The sequence below is a fragment of the Bordetella sp. 02P26C-1 genome (assembly GCF_009763255.1).
Taxonomy (GTDB): Bacteria; Pseudomonadota; Gammaproteobacteria; order Burkholderiales; family Burkholderiaceae_B; genus Bordetella_A.
On sequence record NZ_WSJB01000012.1, the window covers coordinates 41,469 to 55,989 of the forward strand.

The 14,521-nt window shown below is 61.3% G+C and carries 17 protein-coding genes; 9 read left to right on the forward strand and 8 right to left on the reverse strand.

Annotation, left to right across the window (positions count from 1 at the left end; genetic code table 11):
• Positions 1–35: 35 nt before the first annotated feature.
• Entirely contained in the window at positions 36–332 is a 297-nt protein-coding gene (locus GOQ28_RS07490) for a hypothetical protein (RefSeq protein WP_160350511.1), read from the reverse strand.
• A gap of 167 nt (positions 333–499) precedes the next feature.
• On the opposite strand from GOQ28_RS07490, the gene gorA reads away from it, so the two are divergent.
• The 4 genes from gorA (at position 500) to alkB (ending at position 4,129) form a co-directional block, all read left to right on the forward strand.
• Positions 500–1,858 (forward strand): glutathione-disulfide reductase, encoded by a 1,359-nt coding sequence (gene gorA, locus GOQ28_RS07495; RefSeq protein ID WP_160356018.1) that lies wholly within the window; start codon positions 500–502, stop codon positions 1,856–1,858.
• Between the two features lie 41 nt (positions 1,859–1,899).
• Positions 1,900–3,018, forward strand: coding sequence for a 3-deoxy-7-phosphoheptulonate synthase (locus GOQ28_RS07500; RefSeq protein ID WP_160356019.1), 1,119 nt, complete (start codon positions 1,900–1,902; stop codon positions 3,016–3,018).
• A gap of 56 nt (positions 3,019–3,074) precedes the next feature.
• A complete protein-coding gene (locus GOQ28_RS07505; protein ID WP_160356020.1) occupies positions 3,075–3,416 on the forward strand; it encodes an I78 family peptidase inhibitor in 342 nt (113 codons plus the stop codon).
• A 62-nt stretch (positions 3,417–3,478) separates the two neighbouring features.
• On the forward strand, positions 3,479–4,129 hold the full coding sequence (alkB, locus tag GOQ28_RS07510; protein WP_160356021.1) for a DNA oxidative demethylase AlkB: 651 nt from the start codon (positions 3,479–3,481) through the stop codon (positions 4,127–4,129).
• Here the strand turns inward: alkB and GOQ28_RS07515 are convergent.
• Complete coding sequence (locus GOQ28_RS07515) at positions 4,126–4,965, reverse strand: hypothetical protein (protein WP_160356022.1); 840 nt, start codon at positions 4,963–4,965, stop codon at positions 4,126–4,128. The genes alkB and GOQ28_RS07515 overlap by 4 nt on opposite strands.
• 199 nt (positions 4,966–5,164) lie before the next feature.
• On the opposite strand from GOQ28_RS07515, the gene GOQ28_RS07520 reads away from it, so the two are divergent.
• On the forward strand, positions 5,165–5,575 hold the full coding sequence (locus GOQ28_RS07520) for a DUF4168 domain-containing protein (RefSeq protein WP_160350517.1): 411 nt from the start codon (positions 5,165–5,167) through the stop codon (positions 5,573–5,575).
• 75 nt (positions 5,576–5,650) lie between these two features.
• Here GOQ28_RS07520 and GOQ28_RS07525 read toward each other — a convergent pair whose 3' ends face one another.
• From GOQ28_RS07525 to GOQ28_RS07540, 4 genes are all read right to left on the reverse strand, one after another.
• Positions 5,651–7,450, reverse strand: coding sequence for an ABC transporter ATP-binding protein (locus GOQ28_RS07525; RefSeq protein ID WP_160356023.1), 1,800 nt, complete (start codon positions 7,448–7,450; stop codon positions 5,651–5,653).
• Between the two features lie 6 nt (positions 7,451–7,456).
• Positions 7,457–7,681, reverse strand: coding sequence for a SlyX family protein (locus GOQ28_RS07530; protein WP_442862085.1), 225 nt, complete (start codon positions 7,679–7,681; stop codon positions 7,457–7,459).
• A 72-nt stretch (positions 7,682–7,753) separates the two neighbouring features.
• Entirely contained in the window at positions 7,754–8,995 is a 1,242-nt protein-coding gene (locus GOQ28_RS07535) for a multidrug effflux MFS transporter (protein ID WP_160350520.1), read from the reverse strand.
• A 93-nt stretch (positions 8,996–9,088) separates the two neighbouring features.
• Positions 9,089–10,222: a DSD1 family PLP-dependent enzyme gene (locus GOQ28_RS07540; RefSeq protein WP_160356024.1), complete on the reverse strand. Its 1,134-nt coding sequence runs from the start codon at positions 10,220–10,222 to the stop codon at positions 9,089–9,091.
• Between the two features lie 236 nt (positions 10,223–10,458).
• Between GOQ28_RS07540 and GOQ28_RS07545 the strand changes: the two genes are divergently transcribed.
• Positions 10,459–10,722, forward strand: coding sequence for a hypothetical protein (locus GOQ28_RS07545; RefSeq protein WP_160356025.1), 264 nt, complete (start codon positions 10,459–10,461; stop codon positions 10,720–10,722).
• A 13-nt stretch (positions 10,723–10,735) separates the two neighbouring features.
• Positions 10,736–11,062, forward strand: coding sequence for a hypothetical protein (locus tag GOQ28_RS07550; protein WP_160350523.1), 327 nt, complete (start codon positions 10,736–10,738; stop codon positions 11,060–11,062).
• 63 nt (positions 11,063–11,125) lie between these two features.
• Here GOQ28_RS07550 and GOQ28_RS07555 read toward each other — a convergent pair whose 3' ends face one another.
• Positions 11,126–11,560, reverse strand: a complete 435-nt coding sequence (locus GOQ28_RS07555; protein WP_160350524.1) for a YbaN family protein — start codon at positions 11,558–11,560, stop codon at positions 11,126–11,128.
• A gap of 16 nt (positions 11,561–11,576) precedes the next feature.
• The gene (locus GOQ28_RS07560) at positions 11,577–12,695 is read right to left on the reverse strand and encodes an NADH:flavin oxidoreductase/NADH oxidase (protein WP_160350525.1); all 1,119 of its coding nucleotides are present in this window, start codon (positions 12,693–12,695) and stop codon (positions 11,577–11,579) included.
• A 281-nt stretch (positions 12,696–12,976) separates the two neighbouring features.
• Between GOQ28_RS07560 and GOQ28_RS07565 the strand changes: the two genes are divergently transcribed.
• Together GOQ28_RS07565 and GOQ28_RS07570 are read left to right on the forward strand one after the other, a co-directional pair.
• Entirely contained in the window at positions 12,977–13,501 is a 525-nt protein-coding gene (locus GOQ28_RS07565; protein WP_202109413.1) for a sigma-70 family RNA polymerase sigma factor, read from the forward strand.
• An 8-nt stretch (positions 13,502–13,509) separates the two neighbouring features.
• The gene (locus GOQ28_RS07570) at positions 13,510–14,496 is read left to right on the forward strand and encodes a FecR domain-containing protein (protein WP_160350526.1); all 987 of its coding nucleotides are present in this window, start codon (positions 13,510–13,512) and stop codon (positions 14,494–14,496) included.
• The last annotated feature ends 25 nt before the right edge of the window (positions 14,497–14,521 follow it).

The window sequence follows — 14,521 nt, forward strand, 5'->3', positions numbered from 1 at the left end:
GAGGGGCCGGTTTGGCGTGGGCTTATACCGAGGAGCTATCCAATCAGACCACTTAACAGCAACGTGGCCAGAAACAACCAAAAGATACCCGCAATAATGCCGCGGCGGGCAAATGACTTGATCGCGGCCCAGAGCAGCAGCAGCCCAAGAATCAGCAAAGCGAAATTGAACACCGACGGGCTCATGTCCAGCGCGCCCGCCAAGCCGGAGAAAAAATCCCCGATCGCCGATCCCAGGCCGCCAAACACGTAGCGTATACCCGAGACGATGGCGCGAATCACTTCGCCCAGAACCGCGCCCGCCGAACCAAAGAATCCGCTCTCATTCTGCATAGTTTTTGCCCAACGCTTCCCTACGGGGCCATCTTGGCCACCTGCTTTCGCAAGAATGTATCGCATCTGCCCCTCGCGCGCCGGTTTAAGATTACGGGTTGACAGATACTTCCGGGCAGCCTGGCGTCTGCTTTCGCCGGCTGGCCGCTTCAGAATAAGGATTCACCATGGCATTCGATTTCGACTTATACGTGATAGGCGCGGGCTCGGGCGGCGTGCGAGCTTCGCGCTTTGCCGCGGGCTTCGGCGCACGCGTCGCGGTAGCGGAAAGCCGCTATCTTGGGGGTACCTGCGTGAACGTCGGATGCGTGCCCAAGAAACTGCTGGTGTACGGTGCGCACTATCACGAAGAGTTCGAACAGGCTTCGGGTTTCGGCTGGACCGTTGGCACCCCGACGTTCGACTGGCCCACGCTGATCGCCAACAAAAACCGCGAGATCGAGCGCCTGAATGGCATCTATCGCAATCTGCTCGTCCATAGCGGCGTCACGCTGCACGAAGGCCATGCGCGCCTGCTCGATGCGCATACGGTGGAGATCAATGGAGAACGCCACACGGCCGAGCACATTCTGATCGCCACCGGCGGCTGGCCGCAGATCCCGGACATTCCCGGCAAGGAACACGCGATCACTTCGAACGAGGCGTTTTACCTGCCCGAACTGCCGCGCCGCATCATTGTCGTGGGTGGCGGCTATATCGCGGTGGAGTTCGCCTCGATTTTCAACGGCCTGGGCGCGCAGACGACGCAGTTGTACCGCGGCGAACTGTTTCTGCGCGGCTTCGATGGCAGCGTGCGCGAGCACCTGCGCGATGAGCTGGTCAAAAAAGGCCTGGACCTGCGCTTCAATGCCGACATCGCCCGCATCGACAAGCGCGAGGACGGCGCCCTGCTTGCCACGCTGAAAAACGGCGATGTGATCGAAACCGACTGCGTGTTCTATGCCACCGGCCGCCGCCCGATGCTGGACAATCTGGGTCTGGAAAACACCGGCGTGCAATTGAACGACGACGGATTCGTGCAAGTCGATGAGGAATATCGCAGCACGGAGCCGTCCATCCTGGCCATCGGTGACGTGATCGGCGGCCCGGCGCTTACCCCCGTCGCGCTCGCCGAAGGCATGGCCGTGGCGCGGCGGCTCTTCAAGCCGGAGCAATACCGCAAGGTCGATTACGACCTGATTCCCACCGCCGTTTTCAGCCTGCCGAACATCGGCACCGTGGGCATGACCACCGAGGCCGCGCTGGCTGCCGGCCATCGTATCAAGCGCTACGAGAGCCGCTTCCGCCCGATGAAGCTCACCCTCACCGAGGCGCAGGAAAAAACCCTGATGAAACTCATCGTCGACGCCGACACCGACCGCGTGCTGGGCTGCCACATGGTAGGCCCGGATGCAGGCGAGATCGTGCAAGGTCTGGCCGTCGCGCTCAAGGCTGGCGCCACCAAGCAAGTGTTCGACGACACCATCGGCATCCACCCCACGGCCGCCGAGGAATTCGTCACCATGCGCACGCCCCTGCAAGATTGAACACGGCGCCAGCCTCGTCACGCCCCTACATCGAGAAACGTATGACCCCTATTGAACCGACGACGCGCGACCGCGAAGTTGTCTCCGCCGATTCCACCCTGGACACCACTCGCATCGACGACGTGCGCATCGGCGCGGTGCGCCCGCTGATTTCACCCGCGTTACTGCAAGACGAATTGCCTATTCCGCCCGCTACGCTGGCGCTGGTCGAGGACGCCCGCGCGCGCATCGCCGACGTGCTGCACGGCCGCGATGATCGTCTGGTCGTCGTGGTGGGTCCCTGCTCCATTCATGACCATGAACAGGCGCTGGAATACGCGCGCCATCTGAAAACCGCCGCCGAGGCGCTCAAGAACGATCTGCTCATCGTCATGCGGGTGTATTTCGAGAAGCCGCGCACCACCGTGGGCTGGAAGGGATACATCAACGATCCGCGCTTAGACGGCAGTTTCCGCATCAACGAAGGCCTGCGCCGCGCGCGTCAGCTCTTGCTGGAAATCAGCGAGCTTGGCTTGCCGATCGCGACCGAGTTCCTAGATCTGTTGAGCCCGCAATACATCGCCGACCTCGTCGCCTGGGGCGCGATTGGCGCGCGCACGACGGAAAGCCCCAGCCATCGCCAGCTGGCCTCGGGCCTGAGCTGCCCGCTGGGTTTTAAAAATGGCACCGATGGCAGCATGCAGGTCGCCGCCGACGCGATTGTCGCGGCCCGCGCCAAGCATGCCTTCATGGGCATGACCAAGATGGGCACAACTGCGATTTTCGAGACGCGCGGCAATGACGACACTCACGTCATCCTGCGCGGTGGCAAGAAAGGCCCGAATTACGACGCCGCCAGCGTGCAAGAGGCCTGCGCCGCGCTGCAAGCGGCCGGTCAGCGCGAACAAGTCATGATCGACTGTTCACACGCCAATTCCAACAAGTCCCACGAACGCCAGGTCGATGTCGCACGCGACATCGCCGCGCAGCTTGCCGACGGCGAACGCCGCATCATGGGCGTCATGATCGAAAGCCACCTCGAAGCCGGTCGTCAGGATCTCAAGCCTGGCGTCCCCTTACGTCGCGGCGTGTCGATCACCGATGCCTGCCTGAGCTGGTCGCAAACCGAGCCCGTCTTGACCGAGCTGGCGCAGGCCGTGCGCGCGCGCCGGGCACGTTGAAAGCGCGCCGGCCAAGCTGGTCTATCATTAAGAGCCCAACGCAAGTAGGAGTTGTCATGATCCGTAAACTGCTTCCCCTCTTTCTCGTCGCGGGCCTGACCGCGTGCGCGTCCTCCGGAACCCAGAACGCCTCCTCCGATACGACTCCATCCAGCCCGGTTGGTAACACGTCCTTTACCGGTACGTCCGCAGGCGGCGAATGCGACTCGCAAGCGGTGCAGCAACTGGTCGGCAAACCGTATTCGCAGTCTCTGGACCGCGAATTGCAATCCAAGGCCGGTGCGAGTCAGTTGCGCGTATTGAAGCCGGGGCAGGTCATGACGTTGGAATATAACCCCGTGCGCCTGAATGTGATTGTCGAAAAAGACGGTTCGATCAGCGCACTGCGTTGCGGTTGATCGCGGCGCGCGCTGCCCGGTGACCCTACCGAGCGCTTGACCGGGCGCGCCGACACTGTCTCATGAACCTGGACCTGTTCACGCCAGACGATTTGACGCCGGCCAATGTCCGTTTGGCTCCTCAGGCGGTCGTGCTGCGCGGCTTCGCGTTGCCGGACGAAGGACGGCTGCTACGTGAATTGGCACAGGTTTGGGAGCAAGCGCCTCCTCGGCATATGGTGACGCCCGGCGGCTATCGGATGTCGGCGGCGCTGACCAATTGCGGCACACTGGGCTGGACAACCGACGAACGCGGCTATCGTTACACGCGCCATGACCCTTTGACCGGCCAACCGTGGCCCGCCCTGCCCGCCTCGTTTATGGCGCTCGCGCAACGGGCCGCTCAAGCGGCCGGGTTTCCTGATTTTCAGCCCGATGCGTGTCTGATCAACCGGTATTTGCCCGGGGCGCGCATGAGTCTGCATCAAGACAAGAACGAAAGGGATTTTCGGTTTCCCATCGCCTCCGTGTCGCTCGGCATTCCCGCTATATTCCTGTTTGGCGGCATGAAACGCAGCGACGCGGTGCAGCGTGTGGCGTTACAACACGGCGATGTCGCCGTCTGGGGCGGCGCGGATCGGCTGCGCTATCACGGTGTGGCGCCCCTTAAAGACGCGACCCACCCCAGTTTGGGAGCTGTCCGGGTGAACTTGACGTTTCGTCGCGCGGGTTAGTCGCGACGGGCTTCTGACAACGCCACGGTCAGCTGCATGACCTTTTTCTTCAAGGCGTCGCGCTCGTGGGTCAAGGCTTTGACCAGCTCGCGCAGGCGTAGGACCTCGGCGGGATAGTCCTCGATCTCTTCCACCGGCGGCTCCGGCGTTTGCTCGCCCTCTGGCGTGGGTTTTGCACGCAGCTTGGCCTCGCGGGCCTGGCGAGCGAGTTCTTTGAGCGCTTTGCGTCCCTCGGCCGCGGCGCTGACCTGCTGATCTACCGGCAAGGCCGCCACGGCCGCCGCCGCGTTGATGGAAATCTCGCCCGATTGCACGGCACGCACCACCTCGGGCGCGGCTGCCTTTTGGATTCTTTCGATCTGGCCCAGGGTATTACTGCTCAAGCGCGCTGCACGCGCGAGTGTCTGGCGATTGGGGATCGTCACGGGTTCGATATTGGCTGGTGGCAAGGATGACTCAGCCTCTGCTTGCGCGGCCAGGGCGTTCGCCTGCTCCTGCGCCTCGCGTGCGCGCTGCTCGAGGATTTCCTTCTTGCGCAATGCCAACACGCCGCGCTGGAAGTCAGACACGCTGCGACGACCCAAATGGTTCTCGATCATCCACAGTCGCACATCGTCCATCGATTTAAAGCGCGGATTTTGTACAGTCTTGAACGGAATTCCATGTTTGGTGCAGATCGCATATCGGTTATGACCATCGACCAACACATCGCCCCACAACACCAGCGCATCGCGGCAGCCCTCGGCCAAGAGACTGCGTTCGAGCGCCTCCAGCTCGTCGGAGGTGAGCGGCTCGATATAAGTCCGTAATTCTTCGTTGATCTGAATGGATGTCATGACAAGTACACCGGATGATTATCGCTGCGCTGCCATTAGAACATTGCGCGGGCGTTGCGATTCTGATCCCCTTAGAAACGGCCCGTAACGTGACGCCCCGGGGAGGTGTCACATGCTCAAACATCCCAAACCTTGATCCCCGGGCGCGATCCTTGTCACCATGAGGGGGCTGGAATTTCAATCTTTGAAGGAGGACTTAATGCCCCGTTCCACCCACGCTTTGCTAGCCGCCGCCATCGTTGCCGCCAGCCTGTCGCCCGCCGTGTCCATGGCGCAAACGGCCCCAGCCGCGCAGCCGCCTGCCCAAACGCAGCCCGCTATAAAACCCAGCGAGGCGCAGCTGCAAAAGTTTGCCTCAGCCTCGCAAAAGGTCGCCGTGGTCGCGGACGAGTATCGTCCCAAGCTCAACGCCGCCAAGGACGAGCCCGCGCGCGAAAAGGTATATCGTGAAGCCGACGAAAAAATGGTCAAGGCCGTTCAAGCCGACGGGCTCACGGTAGACGAGTTCAACGGCATAGGCCAGGCGGTCGAACAGGACCCGCAATTGCGCCAACGCGTGATCGAACTGGCGCAGAAGAATGCCCCGGCTGCCTCGGGCGCTCGCCAATAGCATTGTCCTAGCGTGCGACCATGAGAGCGCACAGTGACGACCGATCCGGCCGCCCGCAGGGCGGCCTTTCGCTTTCTATGGGGCGCTATCCTCGGTCATATCGAGCACCGTATCCGGCAAGCTCGACTCTGTAACCGGTCGCTCGCCAATCTGTTGCCGCCACATGGCGTAATACAGCCCGCGACGGGTCAACAAATCGGTGTGCGTGCCCTCTTCCACGAGTCTGCCTTTTTCCAATACGCAGATCTTGTCGGCGTGCATGATGGTCGATAGCCGATGCGCGATCAGGATCGTAATCTGGTGCCGACTCGCCGAGATGCCGCGCACCGTATCGGTTATCTGTTCCTCGGTCAGCGAATCCAGGGCCGAGGTGGCCTCATCGAAAATCAATAGTCTAGGTTCGCGTATCAGCGCGCGAGCAATGGACAAGCGTTGCTTTTCGCCGCCGGACAGTTTCAACCCCATCTCGCCTATCGTGGTGTCCAAGCCGTCAGGCGACTTCGCCAGCAGATATGCACAGGCGGCTTGTTCCATGGCATGGACAATCTCCGCGTCCGTGGCGTCGGCGCGCGCCAGCCGGATATTGTCGCGCAGCGTACCGGCGAACAGATACGGCTCTTGCGTCACCAGTCCGACCTGGCGACGGGCACGGTTATATCGCAGCCTTTTGGTCGAGATATCGTTATAGAAGACCTCGCCCGCAGCAGGCGTATATAAGCCTAGCAGCAGTTTTACCAACGTGGATTTGCCCGACCCAGAGGGCCCGACAAACGCCACCGTGTCGCCTAGCGCCGCCGAAAAAGAGATCCCATCCAAGGCGTTGTCCTGCGCGCCCCGATGGCGAAACGTCACACCATCGAACCGCACATGCGTGATCGGGCCACAATCTTGGGCACCCTCCGGTCGCCGGTCGATAGGCTTTTTCATCAACGCATCGAAGTTCGACAAGGACGCATCGGCCTCGCGATACGCGAGAATGATGTTTCCCAGCTCTTGCAGCGGCGCGAATATGGCGACCGAGATGAACTGCATGGCGATCAGTTCCCCGGTGCTCAGCACATCATGAAAAATCAGCCACAGCAGCGCAAACAGAATGCCGAGTTTGAGCATACTGAGCGTCACGCCCTGCAAGAAAGACAGCAGCCGTATGCGCTTGACCTTCTGCATCTCCAGCTCAAAGATACGCACTGTCTGCGCTTGCAATCGGCGTATCTCTGGGAACGTCAAGCCCAGGCTTTTTATCAATTCAATATTGCGCAGCGACTCCGAGATAAAACCCGAGCTGCGATTCGTCTCCCGCACGATAGAACGCTGCTGGACTTTGATTTCCCGACTCAGCAGGCCCGTTAATCCGCCCAGCACCAGTACGCCAATCAGGAACACGGGCACCAGCAACCAGTGGCGCGTGACCGCATACCAGATCAGGAATCCGATGCCCACGATGGCGGCGAATACCGTGTTGATGAACGTATTGATGAATCGTTCGCTGTCACCGCGCACTTTTTGCAAGAGCGATAGCGTCTCGCCGCTACGCAGGTCTTCGAATTCCTGGAACTTCAGCCGCATCGCCTGACGAAGGCCGTCATTAAACAGCTGCGTGCCGAATTTCTGCACCATCAGCCGGGTGACATATTCCTGCAGCGCTTTGGCTAGGCGTGACAGCACGGCAATCAGAATGGCTAATCCCAGTAACTGCAATACCCCCGTGACGAGTTCGTCGTCGGCTTTGCTCGCGCGGTTTATCGCGTATTCGTCGATGATCTTCCCAAAAATGATGGGGTCGATCAGGGCCAATACCTGACTGGCCGCCGCCAGCACCAAAGCCAGTACACCGAGGCGGGCATGCGGTCGCAGATAGCTCCAGAGGATACGCATGCGCGCTTAGTAGTGCGGTGGGATTTCGTCGCGCAGGCTACGGAAAGCACCTTGCGCACTATCGGGGACCTGATCGCGCAGCGCGACGATTTCGCGCCCCAACCGTTCGATCAACTGCTGCTGACGAAACACAGTTTGATTCAACTGATCGAGCATGTCTTCGGCCATCGCGAGCTTGATCTCGAGATCGGTCAATCGACGTTCAGTGGGGTTTGCAGATTCCATCGCCATGACACTCCTTATGCACGCTCCGTGCGTATGCATTCAAACCGGGCCACGCATCGCGCCCTCAGGGGCATTATCTCAGGTCGCACGCGGCCTGCATGCAATGCGAAACATAAGCTGCCCCAGCACACCTGCGCCCGCCATGACCAGCGCGGAAGCCAATGCCGGTGACGACCCTAACCCGGGCAATGCGGCGCATAGAGCACCGACCACCATCTGGATAGCGCCATAAAGCCCCGATGCCGATCCAATAATGAGCGGGTTCACGCCCACGGACAAGGTCAGCGCGATCGGTCCTGCCATGCCGCAGCCCAGCGTGAAAAAGAACATGCAAGCCACAATCGGGGCTACCGCGAGAGATCCCGACACCACCACACCCAAATAGATCAACGCCGACACCGCGCTCAGCAAATTTCCTGCCTGCATGAGCCGCTGCATCTGCATTTTGCCGATCAGCCGTGAGGTCACCATGCTGCCTAGCCACACGCCCGACACCAACACCGCCAGATAGAAACCGACTTCGTCAGGCGGCCGTTGCAACTGGCCCACGAAGATATAGGGCGCCGTGGCCACAAATGCATACATCGAAGTTGTCGCGCATGCCCCGCCGACGGCATATCCGACGAAAGCCCTAGTCGTCAGCAGCTGACGATAGTGGCGCCACAACGTTCCCATCGAAATGCGCGCTAAACCGCCACACGTCTCAGGCAACATGCGCCACGCCAGGATAAAGTTCGCCGCTCCGAGCAGGCATAGGCTAAACAGCACCGCCCGCCACCCTAGCCAGCCTGCCAACGCGCCCCCCACAATCGGGGCCAGCCCGGGCGCAATGGTCACCATCAGGCTCATCATCGCGAGCCGCTTGGCCGCTTCGGCACTGGTAGCCGTATCGCGTACGATCGCGCGCCCCAGTACCAGGCCCGCGCATCCGCCGAGCGCCTGGAACAAACGGGCAGCAATGAGCGCATAGACCTGGGGCGCCAGCGCAGCCGCCAGCCCGGCGACGGTATAGATGACAAGGCCCACCATCAACACGGGCCGGCGTCCGAATCGATCCGACAGGGGCCCGTATATCAACTGCCCTCCCGCCAGGCCGAGGATGTATAGACTGACCGTCAGTTGCATCGCCGCACTGCCGGCGTGCAGGTCTTGGCCCGCCATCGGCAACGCAGGAACAAAAATGTGCATCGCCAGCGTGCCACTAAACGTGAACAGTGCCAGCAACCACAACGGAACATGGGGTAGACGGGGCGTACGAGGGGCAGCCGCCGGGGACGGCGCGGCGTCCGGGCTACCCGATTGGGGCGAAGAAGAAAGCATACAATTAGATGATTGGTCAACTAATTGTAGCGCACCCCCCCTGACGCGAAGATTACGGGGTTCGCCGCGGCGCCACCGGCATCGCGCACCGCCCTACCAGCCGTAAAAGCGCGGCCATACCTGAAGCTCGCTCGTCTTCAGCATGGCCTGATACTCCGGATGCTGCGCGCCTGTCGCACAGGCATGATTCGGCAATATGCGCAGCCGCGTCCCGACCGGAAAGCGCCGAGCGATATCCGCGTCCGCCTCGCCCAGGCGCGACACGATTCCATGTTCCTGATTCGCGCCGCTCATGATGTAGCCCTCGAGCAGCGTGCCGTCTTCCGCGCACACTTGGCCGTAACCAAAGTCCTGCTTCTGCTTCTGCGTACCGCGATCACGACTCATCGCCATCCAACCCGCATCCACAATGGCCCAGCCTTTCTCTTCTTGATGGCCGATCACGGTGGTCAGCACGCTCAAGGCAATGTCGTCAGCCGTGCAGACACCAACGTTGCGCATGACAAGGTCAAAAAACACATACACCCCTGCACGCACCTCGGTCACGCCTTCGAGCTGCTCTGCCGAGAGTGCCGTTGGCGTCGATCCAACACTGACCACCGGGCAATCGAAACCCGCCGCGCGCAACCGCTCTGCTGCGCGCACGGTGCTCGCGCGCTCCTGCTCAGCAATGGCAACCAGCGCATCGTGCTGGTCGAATTCATAGCTTGAACCCGCGTGCGTCATCACTCCACCCACGCGCAAGCCACCGTCCTCGAGCGCGCGCGCCACATCCAAAAGCACGGGGTCTTCCGGCTTGATCCCAGAGCGATGCCCATCGGTATCGATTTCGATCCACACGTCGAACTCGGTGTGATGCGCTTTCGCAAAATCGCCGATGGCCTTTGCCGACGTTACGTTGTCGGTGATGATCTTCAGGTCGCATCCGCGCTGTCGCAGGGCCAACACCTGCGGCAGTTTGGTGGGCACAATCCCCACCGCATACAGAATGTCGCCGATACCCGCCGCGTAAAACTGCTCGGCTTCTTTCAACGTGGATACCGTGATGCCCTGCGCACCGGCCTCGATCTGCGCCCGAGTCACATCCACGCTTTTTGCCGTCTTGACATGCGGGCGAAAGCGCACGCCTAGCGCGTTCATGCGGTCCTGCATGCGTTGGATATTGCGCTGCATGCGCACGACATCAACGAGCGCGGCGGGCGTGTTGAGGTGAGAGATAGACTGCATTGTGGTACCTGGGTCGGGAGACGGTAGAAGGACTATAGCGCGAGCCAGCGGCGCAGCGCATGCGCTGCGCCGCCACATGAATGGTCATCATAAACAAAATTGACCTTCGCTCCGTCTGATTTAAGAGCGACGCTTCATGAGAATGGGGATCGACGCACGCCCAACCATAGAATCAATTCGACGCGGCTTAACTGCCACTTGCACACTCATCCTCTCGTACAGGCTTTACTTTTCTCATGGCAATGTCACGCCTTCCTTTTGTGACCGGAGATCTCCACTTTCTGGAAATAACACTGACGGAAGAACGCATCAATGCAATAGGAGCGGGATTGATTGCAACGGCAGTGACTGCAGTCCTGGCGTATGGACTCATTCAACTGATTCACATTCTGCTGAGGAGGGGGGTTCAGAAACAGCTCGATCCAATAAGTCTTGCTCTGTTCATCACGCTGACGGTCACGCTGTCCGATAACGTCGGCCGATTTCTTTTTTCCGAATAAGCGAGAGTGCTATATGCAGAACGTCCCCAATTTTTATCTACATCGTGCGCACGGCGGTTTTGGACCTCCCGGCGCAGCTTTTGGCGCGGCTCAGGCCTCTATCGGATATGCGGCGGAAAGAATGGCATCCGGAAACGAGGCCAACATGAAAGATCTGGCGACTGCAGCCAGCATCGGAGCGGTGACGGGATTTTTTGCAGGACCAATTGGGTCGACGGCCACCCGAGCCGGTGCCTCAATGATCATTGGTGCGAATTCTGCATTTTATGGCGGCCTGGGTGTGGGTTCGGTCGAGCGCATGTTGAATGAGAAACCGAAGGCTGGCCCTCACGGGAAATAGTCAAGCCGACGTTAGCCAGAGGCCGGAACCGAATTCCCCTCTATCGCTGGAGAGGAAAACGCTTCAAGTGCGGGGCGCGCGAGGCGGCCGACGTGTATCCCGGGGTCTTGGCCGGGTGAGTATCCATAGCGCGCATCCCACCATAAAGACGCTCACCAGGCCACCCAGCCACAATGGCGGATCGGCGCTCCACCAGAAAATCGCCAGCCCGGCGGCGATACCCGCGCAAGCAAAACACTTCCCACGCGCCGAAATTGCCCCCTCTTCTCGCCAGGCGACCAACGAGGGGCCGAACCGCGGATGCTGCAGCAGGTATGCCTCCCACCGGGGCGAGGCCCGGCCGAAACACGCGGCCGCGAGGATGACAAAAATCGTCGTGGGCATGACCGGCAGCACCGCGCCAATGACTGCCAGGGCCAGCATCAACATGCCTAGCGCCCAGTACAGTCTGCGCGCCCAGCGCCCCAGGCGCGGCCGGTCACGCTCTCCAGCGGTCATGCCGTTCTCCTGGCGATCAGGCCTTCGATTTGCCCGCGCCTTTATAACGCTCCAGCCAATGCGCGTACGGCGCCGGCAAAATCCAATCGGCCTTGGGAACGTCCAACACCTGCGCCAAGTGATACGTGTAATGCGGATTGGCCAAATGCGCGCGCGCCATCATCACCAGGTCCGTCTGCTGATTGGCAATCAAGCCTTCCGCGATCTGCGGCGCGTCCAGGCCCCAGGCCGCGGCGACCGGCAGCTCCGCCTCGCGGCGCACGCGTTCGGCGATGGGGCCGAGCAAGGCGGGCGTCTTCCATGGAATATTCACCTGGGGGATCGTAAAACCGATGCTCACATTGAGCAGGTCCAGGCCACTACGACGCATTTCACGGGTTAAGACAATCGATTCCGCCAACGTTTCTTCGTCACGGCCATCGAACTCGATCACGCCGAACCGCGCGGTCAAGGGCAGGTTTTCCGGCCAAACCTCGCGCACGGCTTGCAGCGTTTCCAGCAAAAAGCGGCTGCGCCCCTCGGCATTGCCGCCGTATTGATCCGTACGCTGGTTCGAATGCGCGGAGAAAAAGCTCTGACCCAGATAGCCGTGCGCGAAATGCAGCTCCAGCCATTCGAAACCGGCATCGCGCGCTCTACGCGCCGCCGCCACAAAATCCGCCTTGACCCGTGCAATGTCGTCCAGCGTCATCTCGCTCGGCACGCGCGGCAACCCGGCGCCAAACGCAATTGCCGACGGAGCGATCGGTTGCCAGCTACCCGGCTCGCCCGCCGGGATATGGTCATCGCCCTCCCATGGACGATTCGCGCTGGCCTTGCGTCCCGCGTGTCCAAGCTGAATCCCAGGTACCGCGCCGGCCTCTTTTATGCTGGCGGCAATACGAGCCATGCCCTCGGCCTGCTGGTCGCTCCACAAACCGGTGCATCCTGGGGTGATCCGGCCCTCTGGCGACACCGCGGTCGCCTCGACGATCACCAGCCCCGAGCCGCCGCGGGCCAAGGCCGGGTAATGCACCTCGTGCCACAAGTTCGTGAAGCCATCTTCGGCGCGATACTGACACATGGGCGCGACCGCCACCCGATTACGCAGCGTAACGTCTTTGAGCTTGAACGGCGTAAACAATGCTGACGACATGGACTCTTCCAACAGAATTAATGGGCTAGCGCAGCGCGAGCGCATGAAGAAAAGCGCCCGTGGCCTAGTGCATATCCGTAATTGTGCCAGTCTGCGGTGCTTGCGCTTGCAAATGCCCCATCGCGTGACAGGGTTACGTCCGAGCCGCCGCAAACTCGGCGGAGCAAAGCTGGGGCCGCTTCGCCACGTCCTCAGACTCTTTAATCGAAACAACAAAATCCCAGTTGCCCCTATAATCGGTAATCATAGTTATTCTCATTAACATTTGTTTCGACCCTTTCATGCCCGCGTCCACCGCTCCCATGCGACCCACTTCGGCCGAGTCGGACTGCGTCGGCTCGCTCTACCAAGCGCATCACGCCTGGTTGACGGGTTGGTTACGCCGCAAGCTGGGCAATCAGCATGACGCGGCTGACTTGGCGCAGGACACTTTTGTGCGTCTCATGCAGTCGCGGCTGGCCGCCGGGCTGCGCGAACCGCGCGGCTATTTGACGACCGTGGCGCGTGGGCTGGTGGTCGACTTGTGGCGACGGCGGGCATTGGAGCAGGCCTATCTGGAGGCATTGCAGGCCCTTCCCGTGGAACACCATCCCTCGGTGGAATCGCAGGCATTGATTCAGGAGCGGTTGATACAGCTAGATCGTCTGCTCAACGGCTTAGGCGCGAAGGTCAAAGCGGCCTTTCTACTGTCGGTGGTGGAAGGCGCCACCTACCCCATCATCGCGCAACGCTTGCAAGTCTCGGAGCGCACGGTGGGCAACTACCTCGCCCAGGCGATGGAACGTTGCTGCCTGTTGATGGAGTAAGCCCACCCGTGTCCGCTACGCCTCCCTGCCCTCAACGCACGGCGATCCAAGAAGCCGCCCGATGGTTCGCGCTGCTGCAGGCGCCCCAGGCGGACGAGGCGACGCGGACGGCTTGGCGCCAATGGCTTGCGCGTGACGCGGTCAATCGCAATGCGTGGGCCAAAGTCGAAGCGGTGCAGCAGCAATTCGGCGCGGTGCCGGCCCAGATCGCGGTACCAGCTTTGCAAGGGGTGGACCGCGCGCGCAGGAGACTGATGGGCGGCGCGATAACCGGGGTGGCTGCGGTTGCGATCGGCAGCTGGTTTGCCAAGGATGCCAATCGCGCCCACTGGACGGCCGACTACCGTAACGCCGTCGGCGAGATCACCCCCCTGCCCCTGCCGGATGGCACCGTCGCGATCCTGGACACGCGCAGCGCCGCCGATGTCGAGTACAGCCCTACCGTCAGGCGCATCGTGCTGCGCGCCGGCAGGCTGTATGCCAAGACTCACACCGATACGATGGCCCGCGCGCGTCCCTTTATCGTCCGCACGCGGCACGGCGACGTGGAGGCGCTCGGCACCGAGTTCATGGTGCGTGTCACGGACGCGCACAGCAAGGTCTGGGTCAATGAAGACGCCGTGCGCATTACGCCACGCAATCCGTCGGCAACGCCGCTGATCCTGAACGCCGGTCAGCGGGTATCGTTTGCCGCCGGCGGCTTCGACAGCGAGGCGCGGGCGGCGGACGAAACCCTCGCAATGGGCGAATTCGCTTCTTGGCGCAACGGTTCGTTGATCGCGACCAATATGCCGCTCTCGCACCTTGTCGAACGGTTTCGCGCGTATCACCGCGGCTATTTATTTTTGGACGGCAGCTTGGCGCATCTGCCGGTGTCGGGGGTTTTCCCTTTAGGCAACACCGATCTCGCGCTCGCTGCCTTGGAGAACATCTATCCGGTTCGGATTCGGCACGCGACGCGGTTCTTCACGTGGATCGAACCGCGAGAGGCATGACTGGCGCGCATGGCGGACATGCGGG

Bases quoted from the DNA above. Each gene is read 5' to 3' on its own strand.
- GOQ28_RS07490 (WP_160350511.1), bottom strand. From the start codon at position 332: ATGCAGAATGAGAGCGGATTCTTTGGTTCGGCGGGCGCGGTTCTGGGC.
- gorA (WP_160356018.1), top strand. From the start codon at position 500: ATGGCATTCGATTTCGACTTATACGTGATAGGCGCGGGCTCGGGCGGC.
- GOQ28_RS07500 (WP_160356019.1), top strand. From the start codon at position 1,900: ATGACCCCTATTGAACCGACGACGCGCGACCGCGAAGTTGTCTCCGCC.
- GOQ28_RS07505 (WP_160356020.1), top strand. From the start codon at position 3,075: ATGATCCGTAAACTGCTTCCCCTCTTTCTCGTCGCGGGCCTGACCGCG.
- alkB (WP_160356021.1), top strand. From the start codon at position 3,479: ATGAACCTGGACCTGTTCACGCCAGACGATTTGACGCCGGCCAATGTC.
- GOQ28_RS07515 (WP_160356022.1), bottom strand. From the start codon at position 4,965: ATGACATCCATTCAGATCAACGAAGAATTACGGACTTATATCGAGCCG.
- GOQ28_RS07520 (WP_160350517.1), top strand. From the start codon at position 5,165: ATGCCCCGTTCCACCCACGCTTTGCTAGCCGCCGCCATCGTTGCCGCC.
- GOQ28_RS07525 (WP_160356023.1), bottom strand. From the start codon at position 7,450: ATGCGTATCCTCTGGAGCTATCTGCGACCGCATGCCCGCCTCGGTGTA.
- GOQ28_RS07530 (WP_442862085.1), bottom strand. From the start codon at position 7,681: ATGGCGATGGAATCTGCAAACCCCACTGAACGTCGATTGACCGATCTC.
- GOQ28_RS07535 (WP_160350520.1), bottom strand. From the start codon at position 8,995: ATGCTTTCTTCTTCGCCCCAATCGGGTAGCCCGGACGCCGCGCCGTCC.
- GOQ28_RS07540 (WP_160356024.1), bottom strand. From the start codon at position 10,222: ATGCAGTCTATCTCTCACCTCAACACGCCCGCCGCGCTCGTTGATGTC.
- GOQ28_RS07545 (WP_160356025.1), top strand. From the start codon at position 10,459: ATGGCAATGTCACGCCTTCCTTTTGTGACCGGAGATCTCCACTTTCTG.
- GOQ28_RS07550 (WP_160350523.1), top strand. From the start codon at position 10,736: ATGCAGAACGTCCCCAATTTTTATCTACATCGTGCGCACGGCGGTTTT.
- GOQ28_RS07555 (WP_160350524.1), bottom strand. From the start codon at position 11,560: ATGACCGCTGGAGAGCGTGACCGGCCGCGCCTGGGGCGCTGGGCGCGC.
- GOQ28_RS07560 (WP_160350525.1), bottom strand. From the start codon at position 12,695: ATGTCGTCAGCATTGTTTACGCCGTTCAAGCTCAAAGACGTTACGCTG.
- GOQ28_RS07565 (WP_202109413.1), top strand. From the start codon at position 12,977: ATGCCCGCGTCCACCGCTCCCATGCGACCCACTTCGGCCGAGTCGGAC.